The organism is Streptomyces chartreusis, assembly GCF_008704715.1.
Classification (GTDB): domain Bacteria; phylum Actinomycetota; class Actinomycetes; order Streptomycetales; family Streptomycetaceae; genus Streptomyces; species Streptomyces chartreusis.
Map to the genome: position 1 here is coordinate 8,401,169 of NZ_CP023689.1, position 16,774 is coordinate 8,417,942.

A 16,774-nucleotide genomic window follows, 5' to 3' on the forward strand; every position below is an offset into this window, starting at 1 on the left:
GGTGCCGCCACCGCCCCCGGGCAGGTCACTTGACCCGGCCGTACCAGACGCTCCTGGTCCAGATCTTCTGAAGCTTGACCACGTCCCCGGTCTTCGGGGAGTGCCAGATCTTTCCCTTCCCGGCGTAGATGCCGACGTGGTAGACGTACGACCCCGAGTGGAAGAACACCAGGTCCCCGGCCTTGCGGTTCTTGGCCGAGATGTGGCGGGTCTTGTTGTACTGCTGGGCAGCCGTGCGGGGCAGCTTCTTGCCCGCCTTCTTGAACGAATACAGCGTGAGCCCCGAGCAGTCGAACCGGTTCGGGCCCGTGGCGCCCCACCGGTACGGGGAGCCCTTCTTGGAGGCCGCGACCTGAAGTGCCTTCGACGCCGGCGTGGCTGCCTCGGCCTCGGACGTGAAGCCGGGTGCCACTATCGAGCCGCCCACTGCGGCGATGGTGAGAGCCGAAGCCGTACCGGCCCGGACCATGAGCGACGGGACACGATTGAGCGCAGTCATGCGCAACCCTTCGTCAGCCGCCTGAGAAGGATGACCTGTCGGATTCGGGCTGGCGAAGTTGCCCGGCCGCGTTGCCGCGGCTTCACCCCAAGGGTTGCTCGGATCGAACGAACGTCCGCTCCGGCGACCCGTCTTGCTCGGGTCCTCCACTCCTGCCGATCCACTCCTGTCGACCGGTCATCCGGGCGGCGGCAGGACTCGGCGTCCGCCCGGACCGCCCCGCCGCTGTGGCGGGGGCTTGTCGTCAGACAGGGATCTTGACGCACGGATGAGCGAAATACCCAACGGAATCGGGGGTTTGTGGTGTTACTCACCACTCACCCGTTCGGGTGGGTGACCCCCCGTTCGGGTGAGTGTCCAGGCACCCGAGGAGTCCCGGACCAGGGGCGGAGCGCGTGATTCCGTCTGCCGGTCATGCCTGTTGCGCAACCCTGACGGCCGCACGGAAGGAGGGCCGACTACGCCGAAAGGGGGTACGCCGTTCGGTCCGTTTCAACTCCGTTCCGGACGCCTCGGCAGTGGGCCGGGGCGCCCGGAATCCGGCTGTAGGGGTCGTCAACTGTCGGAGCGCGGGGGCACCGTGACGCGAGCCGTGCGGCGCTCGCCGTCCAGCACGCGCAACGCACGCGCCAGCGTGGGAGCGTGCAGCTCCGTCTCACCGCGCTGGTGCATCAGCGCCAGCGCGTCCCGCAGCTCGGTCGCCCTGCTCACGAGCGCCTGGGCGGCCCGCAGCCCGCGATAGGTGTCGCCGTGGTGCGCAGGGTTGATCCGGCCGAGCAGGTCCACGACGTCCAGATAACGGTCGATCAACTCGCCCTCCGCCCGCGTCAACGCGGGCAGCGGCGGCAATTCGGGTGGCAGCACCGGCCGGTCACCGCCCCGTGGGCGGAGCGAGCGTCTCCTTGCGGCTGGGGATGATCCGGTCCACCAGTCCGTACTCCAGCGCCTCTTGGGCGGTGAGGATCTTGTCCCGTTCGATGTCCTCGGCCACCTGCTCGCGGGTGCGTCCGGTGTGCCGGGCGAGCATCTCCTCCAGCCGGGCCCGCACCCGCGTCAGCTCGGCGGCCTGGATCGCCAGATCGCTGGCCTGCCCCTCGACCGGCTCGGTCAGCGCCGGCTGATGGATCACCACCCGCGCCCCCGGCAGCGCGAACCGCTTGCCCGGTGTGCCCGCCGCGAGCAGTACGGCGCCGCTCGACCCGGCCTGGCCCAGGCAGATCGTCTCCACGTCGCAGGAGACGAACTGCATCGTGTCGTAGATCGCCGACATGGCGCTGAACGAGCCGCCCGGTGAATTGATGTAGAGCGAGATGTCCTGGTCGGGGTCCTTGTGCTCCAGGTACATGAACTGGGCCATCACGTCGTTCGCCGACGTGTCGTCGACCGGTGTGCCGAGAAAGACGATCCGTTCCTCCAGCAGCTTCGAGTACGGATCCTGCGTCCTGAGGCCGGAACTGGTGCGTTCGGTGAACTCGGGCAGTACGTAGCGGGCGGACGGTCGGGTCATGGCTCACGCCTCCCTTGCCGGGGTGCCTGTAAAAAATGTACAGGACGTACATGACGTAATGTGGGGAGCATGGCCTACGAGATTCCGGTGACGCAAGCCAGGGCTGAGCTCGCCGATCTGATCAATCGCGTGGTGTACGGCGGTGAGCGCGTCGTCGTGACGCGTCACGGGAAGCCCCTTGTCGCCCTTGTCTCCGCCTCTGACCTCGAACGACTGGAAAAGCTCGGGGAGCCCGCCGACCTCGCCGAGGAGCAGGTGATCACCGCGGTCTCCAGCGTCCGCGAGGTCGCTTCCGCTCCCCGCGAACGGCAGCGCTTCGGCATCGCCGCCGAGCATCGCGGGTCGAGCCCCTCCTAGCACCGGCCGCCACCGGCCCCGGACACGACGAGACCGTGCACCCCCGTCCGCTACAGCGGGGGTGCACGGTCGGTTCGGTGTGACCGGGGCCGGTCGCCGTTCCTCGTCGGTGGTCAGCCGACGGTCGCCAGTTCGCGCTCGGGTGCCTGCTCGGTGCTCGTCGCGCGGGCCTTGAGCGCGTTCCCCAGCAGTACGGCGCCCAGGCCAAGCGCGGCCCACCAGGTCAGGGTGAGGGCCGGGCCGATCGCCGCCGAGCCGTCGAAGAAGGACACCGAGCGCAGCAGGGTCGTGCCCGCCCCCGGCGGCAGCCACTGGCCGATCGCGCCGACCGGCTCCGGCAGCATCTGCGGCGCCGAGGCCGCCCCGGAGAACGGGTTGCCGATCAGCATGATCGTGGCCGCAGTGATACCGATACCGGCGGTGCCGACCAGGGCGGCGAGACCCGCGACGGCCCCGCTCACGGCCAGTGTCGTCAGTGCGAACACGCCGGCCTCCGCCCACCAGTCGCCGGTGAGCACGCCCAGCCAGCTGTGCGCGATCGACGCCGCGACCAGGCCGATCAGGGTGGCGACACCGACCAGGGCGCCGACGGCACGGACGCCGCGCAGCCCGAGCAGGGTCACCGCCGCGCCCGCCGCCATGCCGGCCAGGGCGAGCGGCAGGACGCTGGAGGTCAGGCCCGCGCCACGCGGGTCGCTCTCCGGCGCGGGCACGACGTCGACGGTCTTCACCTGGGTGCCCTCGGCGGCGGCCTGCTGCGCCACCGCCTGCTGGAGCAGCTGGGCGACCGCCGGGCTCGCCGCCGACGCTGTCAGCAGCTCCGGGCCCTGGGGGGTCACGACGACGGCGCCGTATACGGTCCGGTCCTCGATGGCCTCGCGGGCGGCGGCCTCGTCGGCGTAGCGGTGGATGTCGAAGGCGCCCTCGTGCCGACCTAGCTGCTGCTCCACCTGTGCGGTGGCGGCGGCCGGTCCTGCGACGCCCAGCGGCAGGTCGCGCGGGGCGGTGCGGGCGGCCGGCCAGGCGAAGGCCCACAGCGCGAGGGCGGCGAGGAGCGGAACGAGGAGGACGACCGCGATCAGGCGCCGGGACTCGGCGCTCTTGTGCGGTGTAGCGGACCGGGTGGACATGGGAGCTCCCTGGATCTCTAAAAAGAAGGATCGTTCGTTTTTGCTGTGTCATCACCGTGCGCGCAAGGTCCGGTCCTTGTCAAGAAGGAATGTTCGTTTTAGTTTTGGAGCATGGCCCGCGTATCCCAGGAACACCTCGACGCCCGCCGCCGGCAGATCCTCGACGGCGCCGCGATCTGCTTCGCCCGGAACGGCTTTCACGCCACGTCCATGCAGGACGTGCTGAAGGAGGTCGACCTGTCGGCGGGGGCCGTCTACCGCTACTTCAGCGGCAAGGAGGAGCTGATCGGCGCGATCGTCGGCGAGGTGCTCGGCTCGGTCCATGAGGCCTTCGAGGAAGCGGCGCGGCAGAGCCCGCCCCCGCCGCCCGACGAGCTCGTCGCCGCCGTCCTGGGCCGGACGCTCGCCGCCCGCGAGTCCCTCGTCGTCGACGGCAGGCCCGCCTTTCCGCGGCTCGTCGTCCAGGTCTGGACGGAGACGCTGCGCAACGAGGAGCTCGCGGCCGTCCTGCGCGAGGGCTACCTCTCGGTGCGCGCGGCCTGGGGGCGGATCGTCGAGGGCTACCAGAAGGCCGGGATGATGCGCACCGACGTGGAGCCGGACCATGTGGCCCGCACGATGATCGCCGCCGTGCTGGGCTTCATCGCCCAGCAGTCCCTCTTCGGGCCCGCCCCGGTCGAGGTCCTGCGCGACGGGCTGCGCGCCCTGACGGGCATGCGGGACGACGACGCCGCGACCGGAGGATCACAGCTTGGTTAACTTGCTCGAAACGCGGTCCAACTAGCCTGCCGAACCAGCCACCAGGCACTTTTGCCCGGTGGCCGCGGCAACCGGACCCCGCACGGTCCGGAGCGAGGACTGTGAGGTGGGACGTGCAACTGACCCCGCACGAGCAAGAGAGGCTGCTCATCCACGTGGCGGCCGACGTCGCCGAGAAGCGCCGGGCCCGCGGGCTGAAGCTGAACCACCCCGAGGCGGTCGCCCTCATCACGTCGCACATCCTCGAGGGCGCCCGCGACGGCCGTACGGTCGCCGAACTCATGTCCTCCGGACGCAAGTTGCTCACCCGCGACGACGTCATGGAGGGCATCCCCGAGATGATCCACGACGTCCAGGTCGAGGCGACGTTCCCCGACGGCACCAAGCTGGTCACCGTCCACGACCCGATCGTCTGAGGGGGCCTCGATGATTCCCGGAGAGATCCTGTTCGCCGACGGGCCGATCGTCTACAACGAAGGCCGTGAGGTCACCCGGCTCACCGTCCTCAACGCCGCCGACCGGCCCGTCCAGGTCGGCTCCCACTACCACTTCGCCGAGGCCAACCCCGGCCTGGACTTCGACCGCGCGGCGGCCCGCGGCAAGCGACTGAACATCGCCGCCGGCACCGCCGTGCGCTTCGAGCCCGGCATCCCGGTCGACGTCGAACTCGTCCCGCTCACCGGCGCCCGAGTGGTGCCCGGACTGCGCGGGGAGACCGGAGGTGCCCTCGATGCCTGAGATCTCCCGCGCCGCGTACGCCGATCTGTTCGGTCCGACGACCGGTGACCGCATCCGGCTCGCCGACACCGATCTGCTCGTCGAGATCGAGGAGGACCGCTCCGGAGGTCCCGGACTCGCCGGGGACGAGGCCGTGTTCGGCGGCGGCAAGGTCATCCGCGAGTCCATGGGACAGTCGCGTGCCACGCGCGCGGAAGGCACCCCCGACACGGTCGTCACCGGTGTCGTGATCATCGACCACTGGGGCATCGTCAAGGCCGACGTCGGCATTCGCGACGGCCGGATCACCGGCATCGGCAAGGCGGGCAACCCCGACACGATGGACGGGGTGCACCCGGACCTCGTCATCGGCCCCGAGACCGAGATCATCGCCGGCAACGGACGGATCCTCACCGCCGGCGCCATAGACGCGCACGTCCACTTCATCTGCCCCCAGATCGCCGACGAGGCCCTCGCCTCCGGCATCACCACGCTCGTCGGCGGCGGCACCGGACCCGCCGAGGGCTCGAAGGCGACCACCGTGACGCCCGGCCCGTGGCATCTGGCGCGGATGCTGGAGGCGATGGAGCAACACCCCGTCAACTTCGGCCTGTTGGGCAAGGGCAACACCGTCTCCCACGAGGCGATGCTGTCCCAGATCCGCGGCGGCGCCCTCGGTCTGAAACTGCACGAGGACTGGGGCTCCACCCCGGCCGTCATCGACGCCTCGCTGACCGTCGCCGACCGGACCGGCATCCAGGTCGCGATCCACACGGACACCCTCAACGAAGCCGGCTTCGTCGGCGACACGCTCGCCGCCATCGCCGGCCGCGGCATCCACGCCTACCACACCGAGGGCGCGGGCGGCGGGCACGCGCCGGACATCATGAGCGTGGTCTCCGAACCGCACGTGCTGCCGAGCTCGACGAACCCGACCCGGCCGTTCACCGTCAACACCGCTGAGGAACACCTCGACATGCTGATGGTGTGCCACCACCTCAACGCGGCCGTGCCCGAGGACCTCGCCTTCGCCGAATCGCGGATCCGGCCGTCGACCATCGGGGCCGAGGACATACTCCACGACCTGGGCGCGATCTCGATCATCTCGTCGGACTCGCAGGCCATGGGACGCGTGGGCGAGGTCGTCATGCGGACCTGGCAGACCGCGCATGTGATGAAGGGGCGGCGCGGCGCGCTGCCGGGGGACGGACGCGCCGACAACCACCGGGTGCGGCGGTACGTGGCCAAGTACACGATCAACCCCGCGCTCGCGCAGGGCCTCGCGCGTGAGATCGGCTCCGTGGAGAGCGGCAAGCTCGCCGACCTGGTGCTGTGGGAACCGGCGTTCTTCGGTGTGAAGCCGCAGCTCGTCATCAAGGGCGGACAGATCGCCTACGCGCAGATGGGCGACGCCAACGCGTCCATCCCGACGCCGCAGCCAATCCTGCCCCGGCCGATGTTCGGCGCGATCGGACGGGCACCGGCCGCCAACTCGGTCAACTTCGTCGCCCCGCTCGCCATCGAGGACGGGCTTCCGGAGCGGCTCCGGCTCGGGAAGCGGTTCGTGGCCATCGACTCCACGCGTGGCGTCACCAAGGCCGACATGCGGCAGAACGACGCGCGGCCCGACGTACGGATCGACCCCGACAGCTTCGCCGTGCACATCGACGGGGAGCTGGTGGAGGCCACGCCCGCCGCCGAACTCCCCATGGCACAGCGGTACTTCCTCTTCTGACGGCCGGAACCGCGATGACACGAGCAGCACTTCTCGTCCTGGCCGACGGCCGCTTTCCCGCCGGGGGGCACGCGCACTCCGGCGGGGCCGAGGCAGCCGTCAAGGCGGGCCGGATCACCGGGGCCGCGAGCCTGGAGGACTTCTGCCGGGGACGGCTGCACACGGCCGGGCTCGTCGCGGCCTCGCTCGCGGCGGCGGCCGCGGCCGGGGGTGACCAGGTGGAGCTGGACGCCGCCGCCGACGCCCGTACGCCGTCGCCCGCTCTGCGACTCGCCGCGCGGAAGCTGGGACGGCAGTTGATGCGGGCCGCTCGGGCCACGTGGCCCTCGGCGGAGCTGGAGGAGTTGGCGGGGCGGTTTCCCAAGGGGGCGCATCAGCCTGTCGTGCTGGGGGTGGCCGCTCGGGCCGCGGGGCTGGGGGCCGTCGAGGCGGCGTACTGCGCGGCGTACGAGAGTGTCAGTGGGCCGGCGAGTGCGACGGTGCGGCTGCTGAGTCTCGATCCCTTCGAGGCCACGGCCGTGCTGGCCCGGTTGGCGCCGGAGATGGATCGGGTGGTGGATCGGGCCGTGGAGGCGGGGCGGGGTGTCGTCGCCGGCGGGGTCGATGCGCTGCCCGCCGCATCGGGGCCGTTGCTGGAGATCGGGGCGGAGGTGCATGCGGCTTGGGCCGTACGGCTGTTCGCGTCGTGAGTTCTTCTCGCCCCCGCCGCCCCTACCCGTCCCGTCCTGAAGGGGCTCCGCCCCTTCGACCCCGCCGGGGCTGCCGCTCCGGACCCCGCTCCGGCCGACACGGCCTCGTCCTCAATCGCCGGACGGGCTGTCATTTCCGGCCCGGCACCGAGAAAGGAACTGCCCATGCACCTCGACCACTTCCACGACGGCCCCTCCGCCGTCAGCGCTGATGCGCGCCGGCCCGACGGGTCGCGGCGGGCGTTGCGTATCGGTCTCGGTGGGCCCGTCGGGTCCGGGAAGACGGCCACCGTCGCCGCGCTCTGCCGGGCACTGCGCGAGACGCTGTCACTGGCCGTCGTCACCAATGACATCTACACCCGTGAGGACGCCGAGTTCCTGCTGCGGGAGGCCGTGCTGCCGCCCGAGCGGATCACCGCCGTGGAGACGGGAGCGTGCCCGCACACCGCGATCCGGGACGACATCTCCGCGAACCTGGAGGCCGTCGAGGACCTGGAGGACGAGGTCGGGCCCCTCGACCTGATCCTCGTCGAGTCCGGTGGCGACAACCTCACCGCCACCTTCTCCAAGGGGCTCGTCGACGCGCAGATCTTCGTGATCGACGTGGCCGGAGGGGACGACATCCCCCGCAAGGGAGGGCCCGGCGTCACCACCGCCGACCTGCTCGTCGTCAACAAGACCGACCTCGCGCCGTACGTCGGCTCCGACCTCGCGCGGATGGCGGCCGACGCCAAGGCGCAGCGCGCCGAACTCCCCGTCGTCTTCCAGTCGTTGCGGAGCGAGCCCGGAGTGACGGACGTCGCCGACTGGGTGCGGGACCGGCTCGCGGCGTGGACCGCATGACGACCGCGACCGGTGGCATACGGGCGCACGCGCGGATCGTCGCCCGGGACGACGGGCGGGGTGGTACGTCGCTGCCCGTGCTCGACGGCGACGGGCCGCTGGCACTCAGACGCACCCAGGGCAGCGGGGCCGAGGCGCGGGTGATGCTCGTGGGCGCGATGAGCGGGCCGCTCGGCGGCGACCACTTCACCGTCGAGGCCGACGTCGAGAGCGGCGCCCGGCTGAAGATCGGGTCGGCCGCCGCCACGATCGCGCTGCCGGGCCAGGGCAAGAGCGAGGCCCGCTACGACGTACGGCTGTCCGTGGCGGACGGCGGCGAACTGCACTGGCTGCCCGAGCAGTTGATCTCCGCCCGGGGCAGCGACCTGCACGTCACGACCCACGTCGACGTCGGTGCCGCCGGGCGGCTCGTGCTGCGTGAGGAGCAGGTGCTCGGGAGGGTGGGGGAGGAGCCCGGACGGCTCGGCAGCCGGATCCGGGTGCGTGTCGCGGGGCGCCTGGTGCTCGACCAGGAGCTGGCCTGCGGGCCCGGGGCGCCGGGTGGCTGGGACGGGCCCGCAGGACTCGGCGGCTGCCGGGCCGTCGGACAACTCGTCGTCGTACGGCCCGAGTTCGGTGCGAATCCGGTGGCGGCCCGGGTGCTGGGGGAGAACGCCGCGGTGCTGCCCCTCGCAGGGCCCGCCGTCCTGGTGAGCGCGGTGGCGGCCGACGCCCTGCGGCTGCGCCGGCTGCTCGACGAGGCGCTCGACGCCCTCGCCTGAGCAGCCGCTCGGCCGGCAGCCGCGTCAGCTGATGGGCAGCCTCGGGAACCTGCGCTCCTTCTCCGCCTTGGCCGCCTTTGCCGCCGCCTCTTCCTCGGCCTTGGCGACGGCCGCGTACTGATCGACGTACTCCTGCTCGGACAGCGACAGGATGGCGTACATGATCTCGTCGGTGATCGCGCGCAGGATCGCCTTCTCGTTCTCCATGCCTTCGTAGCGGGAGAAGTCGAGGGGCTTGCCGAAGCGGATCTTCACCGGGTGGATGTTGGGGATGACCTTGCCGGGCGGCTGGGCCTCGAACGTGCCGATCATCGCGCAGGGGATCACCGGGACCCCCGCCTTCAGGGCCATCACGGCGACGCCGACCTTGCCCTTGTAGAGGCGGCCGTCGTGCGAGCGGGTGCCCTCGGGGTAGATGCCGAGGAGTTCGTCCTTGCTCAGGACGCCGAGCCCTTCACGGATCGCGGCCTGGCCCGCCTCCTTGCCGGTGCGGTCGACCGGGATCTGGCCGGCGCTGCGGAAGAACGCCGCGGTGAGGCGGCCCCTGATCCCCGGGCCGGTGAAGTACTCCTTCTTCGCCAGGAAGGTGATGCGCCGCTTCAGTATCGCCGGCATCAGGAAGTGGTCGGAGAACGACAGGTGGTTGCCGGCGACGATGGCCGCGCCCGTGGCCGGCACGTGCTCAAGGCCTTCTATTCGCGGCCGGAAGACCAGTCTCAGCAGCGGTCCCAACAATACGTATTTGAGTACGTAGTAGAACAAAGGGGCGCTCCTCACTCAGGGGGATCAGCTCGGGCCGCCGCGTTCTGGCAGGTCAACCAGCGTGCCGTGGGGAGGCCAGTGTAGGCGCAGGGTTGACCGGCCGGAACCGGGCCGGTCGGGACCGATACCGACTCATTCCGACTTTCCTGACCGGGTGTCAGGCGGCCGGTGGACGGCGTCGTTTGCGGGTGGGGAGGACCGCCTGACCAGCCTGGTCTTCGGGGCCGGTGCGCGGCAACCCGATGGCCGGGTTTGGCGTGATCACGATCGCCGGGCGGCAGGTGGTCCGTTCTTGCCGGCGGCCGTCGCCGCTGTCCGCTTCTCACAGGCGCACGATGATCAAGGCCGTGTCGTCGGTCGCGCCGCCCGGTGGCAGCAGCTCCGTCAGCACGGCGTCGGCGAGGTGCTCCGGGTCGGCGGTGCGATGCCGCACGAGCGAGTCGGCGAGGCGCTCCAGCCCGGTGTCGATGTCCTCGTGACGGCGTTCCACCAGGCCGTCCGTGTACAGCGCGAGGGTGGCGCCGCTCGTGTAGGTGGTCACCGCCTGTGGTCTCGGTACGGGGTCGGGCCGGGCGTCCAGCGGCGGGTCGGTGGCCTGGTCGAGGAACTCCACCCGGCCGTCGGGATGGACCAGGACGGGAGGCGGATGGCCCGCGCTGCTGTAGGTGACGGTCCGGGCGTCGAAGTCGATGAACGTCGTGGCCACGGTGGCCGATTCGGCGCCGTCGACGACATGGGCGTAGCGCCCCAGCACGTCCAGCGCCTGCGCGGGGCCGTCGGCGACCCGGGAGGTGGCGCTCAGCGCGCTGCGCAGCTGCCCCATCACGCCGGCCGCGCCGAGGCCGTGCCCGACCACGTCGCCCACCGATACGCCGATGCGGTTGCCGCCGACCAGGTCGACCACGTCGTACCAGTCGCCGCATACGTTCAGCGCGCCGACCGCGGGCCGGTAGCGCACGGCGGCCCGGCCGGTGCGCACCTGCCGGCGCGGCGGCAGCATGGCCTCCTGGAGGGCGAGGGCCACCTCGCGCTCGCGGGCGTGGGACTGCCGCAGTCGTTCGTTGAGCTCCTGGAGCTCCCTCGCCCGCGTGTACAGCTCCGCCTCCAGCACCCGCGCCCGGCTGTTGCTGCCCGTGCCGCCGCGCAGCCGGATGAGTTCGGTGACCTCCTCCACGCGGTGCACGAGGAGTGCCACTTTCCCGTCGGGGCCGAAGACGGGCGCGTTGACCGGGCTCCAGTAGCGCTCCGACCACTCGCCGGGGGGATCCTCGACGTCGTAGCGCTGCAGCGCCATCGCGTCCCGCTCGCCGGTGGCCACCACGCGCAGCAGCGACGCGTGGAGGTTGCGCATGCCGCTGGCGGTCGTGTCGTTGGGGTTGTCGGGGAAGACATCGAAGAGGTACCGGCCCACCAGTTCCTCGCGTGGGCGTCCGGACAGGCGCTGGAAGTCCTCGTTGGCATCGACGTAGACCAGGTCGGGGGTCAGCAGCGCCACCATTCCGGGCAGGCACTGGAAGATCGCCTCGTAGTCGACAGCCCTCTCGTTCATGGCTCCCGCCTCACCACCGGAATCCGTCCAGTTCTTCACGCCATATGGCGTATCTATCGATGTACTACATCTGTGCCGATTCGTCAGGTTGGGGCGGCTGATCGGTCAGGGGCTGCTCGGCCCAGATGATCTTCCCCTCGGGGACGAACCGGGTGCCCCAGCGCTGGGTGAACTGGGACACCAGCAGCAGTCCGCGGCCCCCCTCGTCCGTGGTGCGCGGATGGCGCAGGTGCGGGGCGGTCGCGCCGCCGTCGAAGACCTCGCAGACCAGGGCGCGCTCCCTGATCAGGCGCAGCCTGATGGGTCCGGCCGCGTACCGGATCGCGTTGGTGACCAGCTCGCTGACCACCAGCTCCGTGGTGAACGCCAGCTCGTCCAGACCCCACTCCGTCAGCAGCCGGGCGGCCGTCTTACGGGCGTCGGCGACGGCCGCCGGGTCCGCGGGCAGGTCCCAGTCGGCGACCTGCTCGGTTCCGAGCACCCGGGTGCGGGCCATCAGCAGCGCCACGTCGTCGTGCGGGCGGTCCGGGACCAGCGCCTCCACCACGGTCCGGCACTGGTCGTCGAGCGAATCCGTGCGTCCTTCCAGGGCCTGGCGCAACCGCTCCCGGTCCGGCTCCACGGCCCGGTCCCCCTCCTCCCGCGCCAGCAGCCCGTCGGTGTGCAGGGCGAGCGTGCTGCCCGCCGCGAGCGCCAGCTCGACCGACTCGAACGGCGGGCCGCCGACCCCCAGCGGCGCCCCCTGCGGAAGATCCACGAACGTGACCTCGCCGTCGGGCAGCACCACGGCCGGCGCCGGATGCCCCGCGGCCGCCATCGTGCACTGCCCGTCGACCGGGTCGTAGACGACGTACAGGCACGCGGACCCCACCGACTGGGCGACCGCGGCCTCCTCGGAGCTCGCCTCGACGCCCTCCTCGTGGGCGGAGCGCGCGACCAGGTCGTCGAGGTGGGCCAGCACCTCGTCGGGCGGCAGGTCCAGCGCCGCGAGGGTCCGTACGGCGGTCCGCAGCCGGCCCATCGCCGCGGCGGCGTCGATGCCGTGCCCGGGGACCTCGCCCACCACCAGCGCGACCCGCCCGCCGGACAGCGTGATCAGGTCGTACCAGTCACCGCCGAGGCCGGTCAGCTCGTCGGCGGGGCGGTAGCAGGCGGCGACCTCCACGGCGTCCTGATCGGGCAGCCGGTGGGGGAGCAGGCTGCGCTGCAGGACCAGCGCGGCGTCCCGCTCGCGGGTGTAGCGGCGGGCGTTGTCGACGCAGACGGCCGCCCGTGAGACCAGGTCCTCCGCCAGCGTCAGGTCGTCCTCGTCGAAGGGGTCCCGGCGGCGGTGCCGGAAGAAGGTGGTGACGCCGAGGGTGACACCCCGGGCGCGTATCGGCACGATCATCACGCTCTGGAGACCCAGCTCCAGGAAGGTCGCGGGCCGGCCCCCGGACGCGTTCGTGGCCCAGTCCCTGGCGAGCGGGTCGAGTCGTGCCTGGCGCCAGGGCAGGCCCGTCGCCAGGACCCGCAGCGGCGGTGAGCCGGTGAGGTAGGTGGCCGCCTCACCCACGGCGAAGCTGGCCTCCGGCAGGTTCTCGTTCACCGACATCTGCCCGGCCCGGCGCAGTGGGACCACGGCCGTGTCGCCGGGCGGCCCGGAGGTGAGTTCGGCGCCCGCCAGCACCGGTTCCAGCAGGTCCACGGAGACGAAGTCGGCGAACGTCGGGATCGCCACGTCGGCCAGTTCCTGCGCGGTCTGCATGATGTCGAGGCTGCGGCCGATGTGCTCGCCGGCCCGGTCGAGCAGGTCGAGGCGCTGCCGGGCGCGGTGCCGCGCGCTGACGTCGACGACGGTGTAGTAGACGCCCATGGGGTGGCCCTGCTCGTCCTCGAGCCGGGTGAACGACATCATGTGCGCCGTCTCGCGGTGCGGCGCGGACCGTACGAGTCCCACGTGCTCGTAGCCGACCACCGGATCACCGGTCTCCAGCACCCGGCGCATCTGCGCCTCGATGGACCGGGAGTTCAGGCCCGGCTGGACGTTGGCCAGCCGCATCCCCAGCCGGTTGCGCGCCGGGCCGCCGCCGAACTGCTCCAGGGCGGCGTTCGACCACACGTACCGCAGATCGGTGTCCACGATCGCCATCCCGACGGGGGACCCGGCGACCATCTGCTCCAGCACCCGCCGGCTCATCGCCCACCCCGGGGCGTCGCCCATCTCGGCGACCAGCACCAGCCAGCGCGACGGGCCGGGCGCCTCCTGGGCGGAGGTCACCCGCACCATCACCTTTACCGGCTCGCCGCCCCTGCGCATCGCGGCCAGCAGTCCCGACCAGCTGCCGTCCCTGCGGCAGCGCCGCGCGAGGTCGGGCACGCGCAGGGCGTCCTCGGCCGAGAGCAGGCTCTCGGCCTTCGCGCCGACCACCTCGGCGGCGGAGTACTCCAGCAGCCTCTGCGCGTCCCTGGTCCAGCCCGTCACCCGCCCCTGGGCGTCGAGCAGCAGAGCCGCGGCGTCAGCCACGTCGAACCACTGCCGGGCAACGTCCTGCTCCTCGTATGCGCCCACGGCCGACCTCTCTGTCGCTGAGAGCGGTCTACCACCTCTTGTCCCCATCTTCACCCTTCCGCTCACGCCTGCCTCTTTGCGAGGGCCGGGAGTGTGCGGGGCGGGGGTGACGGGGCGAGGTCGGATGCCCGGCGGCCCGGCCCCCTCTCCTGGGACCGGGCCGCCGGGCAACAGCCCCTCAGCCGAGCACCTTCTCCAGGGTGTCGAGCGCCCCGGTCAGCTCCTCCGGGGTGATCGTGAGCGGGGGAGCGAGGCGGATCGTGGAGCCGTGGGTGTCCTTGACCAGCACGCCCTCGTGCATCAGCCGCCGGCTGATCTCACGGCCCGTACCGACCGCCGGGTCGACGTCGACGCCCGCCCACAGGCCACGCGCCCGGAAGCCGACGACGCCCTTGCCGAGCAGCGCCGACAGACCGCCGCGCAGCACCACGCCGAGCTCGGTGGCCCGGCGCTGGAACTCGCCCGTCTCCAGCAGCTCGACCACGGCCGTGCCGACCGCGGCGGCCAGCGGGTTCCCGCCGAACGTCGAGCCGTGCTCGCCCGGCCGCAGCACCCCGAGCACCTCGCGGCTGCCCACCACCGCCGACACCGGCACGATGCCGCCGCCCAGCGCCTTGCCCAGCAGCAGCACGTCCGGCACGACCGAATCGTGGTCGACGGCGAGCGTACGGCCCGTGCGGCCGAGGCCCGACTGGATCTCGTCCGCGATGAAGAGGCAGCCCTTGCGGGTGGTCAGCTCACGCACGCCGGCCAGATAGCCCTGGTCCGGGATGAGCACGCCCGCCTCGCCCTGGATGGGCTCCAGCAGCACCGCCGCGGTCGTCTCGTCGATCGCCGCCTCCAGCGCCGGCAGGTCGTTGTACGGCACGACCCGGAAGCCCGGCGTGAACGGGCCGAAGCCCTGCCGCGCGGTCTCGTCCGTCGAGAAGCTGACGATGGTCGTCGTACGGCCGTGGAAGTTGTCCGCCGCCACCACGATCGTCGCCTGGTCGGCCGGAACGCCCTTCACCTCGTACGCCCACTTGCGGGCCACCTTGATGCCGCTCTCCACGGCCTCGGCGCCCGTGTTCATCGGCAGCACCATGTCCTGGCCGGTCAGCGCCGCCAGCCGCTCCGCGAACCCGGCGAGCCGGTCGTTGTGGAAGGCGCGGGACGTCAGCGTCAGCCGGTCGAGCTGGGCGTGCGCCGCCTCGGTCAGCGCCGGGTGGCGGTGGCCGAAGTTCAGCGCCGAGTAGCCCGCCAGCATGTCGAGGTAGCGGCGGCCCTCCACGTCCTCCACCCAGGTGCCCTCGGCGCGGGAGACGACCACCGGGAGGGGGTGGTAGTTGTGCGCCAGGACCGGTTCCTCGGCGCGGATCAGATCGGCGGACGAACGGGTCTGCGCGGGCGCGGTCATGAGCGGATCTCCTGAGTGCAGCACTTGATGCCGCCGCCGGCCTTGCGGAACTCCGACAGGTCGACGGGGACGGGGACATAACCGCGCTCGTCCAGCCGGGCGGCCAGCGCCTCGGCCTGGGGCGCGATGAAGACGTGACGGCCGTCGGAGACGGAGTTCAGGCCGAAGGCGGAGGCGTCGTCGCGGGTGGCGAGCACCGCGTCCGGGTACAGCCGCGCGAGCACCTCACGGCTGCCCGGCGAGAAGGCCTCCGGGTAGTAGGCGATGTTGTCGTCGTCGAGGACGAACAGCGCCGTGTCCAGGTGGTAGAAGTACGGGTCCACCAGCGTCAGGCTCACGACCGGATGGCCGAAGAACTCCTGCACCTCCCGGTGGGCGTCCCGGGTGGTGCGGAAACCGGTGCCGGCGAGCACATAGCGGCCCGTCCACACCAGATCGCCCTCGCCCTCGCACACGGACTCGGGCGTGTACACGTCGAAGCCCGCCGTCTTGAACCACGTCGCGTAGTGCGTGGACTCGGGACGGCGCTCGGGCGCGTGGAAGAGGGAGCCGAAGACACGGCCGCCGACGACGACCGCCGAGTTCGCGGCGAACACCATGTCGGGCAGACCGGCGACCGGCTCCAGCGTGTCGACCTCGTGACCGTGGGCACGGTAGGCACGGATCAGCGACTGCCACTGCTCCCGGGCCAGATCGACGTCGACCTGGATGTCGGGTTGCATCCAGGGGTTGATCGCGTACTGCACGGCGAAGTGTCTGGGCTCGCAGACGAGGAAGCGCCGCCGGCGCGGCACACGGGTTTCGGGCACAGAGGGGTTCCTCCGCTTCCTACGGTGTCGATGAGGATTGACACCAAGGTAGAAAGACACGCCGACGCCCGACAAGAAACAAGAATTGCGCGTTCACGCAGGAATGCTGCGAATTTTGCGGTGTCAGCGCACGTCTGCTGCGCGGTTTGCCGGAACGCCGGCCTCCGGCGGGACGGCCTGGGTGGCGCCCGCCTCCGGACTGTCCGGGATCAGGTGCGACAGGACCATCACGCTGATCGTCTTCCGGATGAACGGCTCGACACGAATCCGCTCCAGCACCTCCTCGAAGTGCTCCACGTCCCGCGCCCGCACATGCAGCAGTGCGTCCGCGCCCCCGGTCACCGTCATCGCCGCGGTGATCTCCGGATGGTTGCGGACGACCTCCGCGAGCCGCCGCGGCGGCGCCGCGCCCTCGCAGTACACCTCGACGTACGCCTCCGTACGCCAGCCGAGCGCCGACGGCTTGACCGTGGCCGTGAAGCCGGTGATCACGCCGGTCTCGCGCAGCCGGTCCACGCGCCGTTTGACCGCCGTCGCCGACAGCCCGACGCTGGAGCCGATCTCCGCGAAACTCGTCCTGGCGTTCGCCATCAGAGCGGTGATGATCTTCCGGTCGAGTTCGTCGAAGGAGGCAGCGCCGCTGTTCATGAGGGCACTGTAAGCGGCACGGTACCCAGCGCGAACGTCCACGCAGAGCACATGTCCAGGCG

The 16,774-nt window shown here is 71.5% G+C and carries 18 protein-coding genes and 1 riboswitch; of the genes, 8 read left to right on the forward strand and 10 right to left on the reverse strand.

What is annotated here, in order from left to right; translation table 11 throughout:
- Nucleotides 1-25 precede the first annotated feature (25 nt).
- The 3 genes from CP983_RS37230 to CP983_RS37240 all read right to left on the reverse strand — a co-directional run bounded on the left by CP983_RS37230 (nucleotide 26) and on the right by CP983_RS37240 (nucleotide 2,006).
- The gene (locus CP983_RS37230; RefSeq protein WP_030956805.1) at nucleotides 26-499 is read right to left on the reverse strand and encodes a C40 family peptidase; all 474 of its coding nucleotides are present in this window, start codon (nucleotides 497-499) and stop codon (nucleotides 26-28) included.
- A 3-nt stretch (nucleotides 500-502) separates the two neighbouring features.
- Nucleotides 503-635: riboswitch (cyclic di-AMP (ydaO/yuaA leader) on the reverse strand.
- Nucleotides 636-1,054: 419 nt separating this feature from the next.
- Nucleotides 1,055-1,363: a hypothetical protein gene (locus tag CP983_RS37235; RefSeq protein ID WP_107912070.1), complete on the reverse strand. Its 309-nt coding sequence runs from the start codon at nucleotides 1,361-1,363 to the stop codon at nucleotides 1,055-1,057.
- 7 nt (nucleotides 1,364-1,370) lie between these two features.
- On the reverse strand, nucleotides 1,371-2,006 hold the full coding sequence (locus CP983_RS37240; protein WP_107912068.1) for an ATP-dependent Clp protease proteolytic subunit: 636 nt from the start codon (nucleotides 2,004-2,006) through the stop codon (nucleotides 1,371-1,373).
- A 69-nt stretch (nucleotides 2,007-2,075) separates the two neighbouring features.
- Here CP983_RS37240 and CP983_RS37245 point away from each other — a divergent pair, with 69 nt between their 5' ends.
- Nucleotides 2,076-2,363, forward strand: a complete 288-nt coding sequence (locus CP983_RS37245; RefSeq protein ID WP_107912066.1) for a type II toxin-antitoxin system Phd/YefM family antitoxin — start codon at nucleotides 2,076-2,078, stop codon at nucleotides 2,361-2,363.
- A gap of 113 nt (nucleotides 2,364-2,476) precedes the next feature.
- Here the strand turns inward: CP983_RS37245 and CP983_RS37250 are convergent, their stop codons facing one another.
- Nucleotides 2,477-3,493: an ABC transporter permease gene (locus CP983_RS37250; protein WP_150504507.1), complete on the reverse strand. Its 1,017-nt coding sequence runs from the start codon at nucleotides 3,491-3,493 to the stop codon at nucleotides 2,477-2,479.
- A gap of 111 nt (nucleotides 3,494-3,604) precedes the next feature.
- Here CP983_RS37250 and CP983_RS37255 point away from each other — a divergent pair, with 111 nt between their 5' ends.
- The 7 genes from CP983_RS37255 (at nucleotide 3,605) to CP983_RS37285 (ending at nucleotide 8,997) form a co-directional block, all read left to right on the forward strand.
- A complete protein-coding gene (locus tag CP983_RS37255) occupies nucleotides 3,605-4,252 on the forward strand; it encodes a TetR/AcrR family transcriptional regulator (RefSeq protein ID WP_150504509.1) in 648 nt (215 codons plus the stop codon).
- A 113-nt stretch (nucleotides 4,253-4,365) separates the two neighbouring features.
- Nucleotides 4,366-4,668, forward strand: a complete 303-nt coding sequence (locus CP983_RS37260) for an urease subunit gamma (protein ID WP_010988499.1) — start codon at nucleotides 4,366-4,368, stop codon at nucleotides 4,666-4,668.
- 10 nt (nucleotides 4,669-4,678) lie between these two features.
- On the forward strand, nucleotides 4,679-4,990 hold the full coding sequence (locus CP983_RS37265) for an urease subunit beta (protein WP_107912060.1): 312 nt from the start codon (nucleotides 4,679-4,681) through the stop codon (nucleotides 4,988-4,990).
- Nucleotides 4,983-6,704, forward strand: a complete 1,722-nt coding sequence (locus tag CP983_RS37270) for an urease subunit alpha (protein ID WP_125528074.1) — start codon at nucleotides 4,983-4,985, stop codon at nucleotides 6,702-6,704. Before CP983_RS37265 ends, CP983_RS37270 begins: the two co-directional genes overlap by 8 nt.
- 14 nt (nucleotides 6,705-6,718) lie before the next feature.
- Nucleotides 6,719-7,393, forward strand: a complete 675-nt coding sequence (locus CP983_RS37275; RefSeq protein ID WP_150504511.1) for an urease accessory protein UreF — start codon at nucleotides 6,719-6,721, stop codon at nucleotides 7,391-7,393.
- A 165-nt stretch (nucleotides 7,394-7,558) separates the two neighbouring features.
- On the forward strand, nucleotides 7,559-8,236 hold the full coding sequence (gene ureG, locus CP983_RS37280) for an urease accessory protein UreG (RefSeq protein WP_150504513.1): 678 nt from the start codon (nucleotides 7,559-7,561) through the stop codon (nucleotides 8,234-8,236).
- A complete protein-coding gene (locus CP983_RS37285; RefSeq protein WP_150504515.1) occupies nucleotides 8,233-8,997 on the forward strand; it encodes an urease accessory protein UreD in 765 nt (254 codons plus the stop codon). The genes ureG and CP983_RS37285 overlap by 4 nt, the downstream gene beginning before the upstream one ends.
- Nucleotides 8,998-9,021: 24 nt before the next feature.
- Here the strand turns inward: CP983_RS37285 and CP983_RS37290 are convergent, their stop codons facing one another.
- The 6 genes from CP983_RS37290 to CP983_RS37315 all read right to left on the reverse strand — a co-directional run bounded on the left by CP983_RS37290 (nucleotide 9,022) and on the right by CP983_RS37315 (nucleotide 16,712).
- Nucleotides 9,022-9,759 carry a lysophospholipid acyltransferase family protein gene (locus CP983_RS37290; protein ID WP_150504517.1) on the reverse strand — a complete coding sequence of 246 codons (738 nt, stop codon included), beginning with the start codon at nucleotides 9,757-9,759 and terminating at the stop codon, nucleotides 9,022-9,024.
- A gap of 322 nt (nucleotides 9,760-10,081) precedes the next feature.
- A complete protein-coding gene (locus tag CP983_RS37295) occupies nucleotides 10,082-11,308 on the reverse strand; it encodes a PP2C family protein-serine/threonine phosphatase (RefSeq protein ID WP_150504518.1) in 1,227 nt (408 codons plus the stop codon).
- 64 nt (nucleotides 11,309-11,372) lie between these two features.
- Nucleotides 11,373-13,859 carry a SpoIIE family protein phosphatase gene (locus CP983_RS37300; RefSeq protein WP_150504520.1) on the reverse strand — a complete coding sequence of 829 codons (2,487 nt, stop codon included), beginning with the start codon at nucleotides 13,857-13,859 and terminating at the stop codon, nucleotides 11,373-11,375.
- A gap of 178 nt (nucleotides 13,860-14,037) precedes the next feature.
- Nucleotides 14,038-15,255 carry an ornithine--oxo-acid transaminase gene (rocD, locus tag CP983_RS37305; RefSeq protein WP_150504523.1) on the reverse strand — a complete coding sequence of 406 codons (1,218 nt, stop codon included), beginning with the start codon at nucleotides 15,253-15,255 and terminating at the stop codon, nucleotides 14,038-14,040.
- Complete coding sequence (ddaH, locus tag CP983_RS37310; protein WP_107912046.1) at nucleotides 15,252-16,064, reverse strand: dimethylargininase; 813 nt, start codon at nucleotides 16,062-16,064, stop codon at nucleotides 15,252-15,254. The genes rocD and ddaH overlap by 4 nt, the downstream gene beginning before the upstream one ends.
- A 123-nt stretch (nucleotides 16,065-16,187) precedes the next feature.
- Nucleotides 16,188-16,712 carry an Lrp/AsnC family transcriptional regulator gene (locus CP983_RS37315; RefSeq protein WP_107912044.1) on the reverse strand — a complete coding sequence of 175 codons (525 nt, stop codon included), beginning with the start codon at nucleotides 16,710-16,712 and terminating at the stop codon, nucleotides 16,188-16,190.
- Nucleotides 16,713-16,774 lie beyond the last annotated feature (62 nt).

Excerpts from the sequence above, each read along its gene's own strand:
- CP983_RS37295 (WP_150504518.1), bottom strand. The coding sequence starts at position 11,308 with ATGAACGAGAGGGCTGTCGACTACGAGGCGATCTTCCAGTGCCTGCCC.
- ureG (WP_150504513.1), top strand. The coding sequence starts at position 7,559 with ATGCACCTCGACCACTTCCACGACGGCCCCTCCGCCGTCAGCGCTGAT.
- CP983_RS37245 (WP_107912066.1), top strand. The coding sequence starts at position 2,076 with ATGGCCTACGAGATTCCGGTGACGCAAGCCAGGGCTGAGCTCGCCGAT.
- CP983_RS37240 (WP_107912068.1), bottom strand. The coding sequence starts at position 2,006 with ATGACCCGACCGTCCGCCCGCTACGTACTGCCCGAGTTCACCGAACGC.
- CP983_RS37250 (WP_150504507.1), bottom strand. The coding sequence starts at position 3,493 with ATGTCCACCCGGTCCGCTACACCGCACAAGAGCGCCGAGTCCCGGCGC.
- CP983_RS37255 (WP_150504509.1), top strand. The coding sequence starts at position 3,605 with ATGGCCCGCGTATCCCAGGAACACCTCGACGCCCGCCGCCGGCAGATC.
- rocD (WP_150504523.1), bottom strand. The coding sequence starts at position 15,255 with ATGACCGCGCCCGCGCAGACCCGTTCGTCCGCCGATCTGATCCGCGCC.
- CP983_RS37265 (WP_107912060.1), top strand. The coding sequence starts at position 4,679 with ATGATTCCCGGAGAGATCCTGTTCGCCGACGGGCCGATCGTCTACAAC.
- CP983_RS37285 (WP_150504515.1), top strand. The coding sequence starts at position 8,233 with ATGACGACCGCGACCGGTGGCATACGGGCGCACGCGCGGATCGTCGCC.
- CP983_RS37270 (WP_125528074.1), top strand. The coding sequence starts at position 4,983 with ATGCCTGAGATCTCCCGCGCCGCGTACGCCGATCTGTTCGGTCCGACG.
- CP983_RS37230 (WP_030956805.1), bottom strand. The coding sequence starts at position 499 with ATGACTGCGCTCAATCGTGTCCCGTCGCTCATGGTCCGGGCCGGTACG.
- CP983_RS37275 (WP_150504511.1), top strand. The coding sequence starts at position 6,719 with ATGACACGAGCAGCACTTCTCGTCCTGGCCGACGGCCGCTTTCCCGCC.
- CP983_RS37315 (WP_107912044.1), bottom strand. The coding sequence starts at position 16,712 with ATGAACAGCGGCGCTGCCTCCTTCGACGAACTCGACCGGAAGATCATC.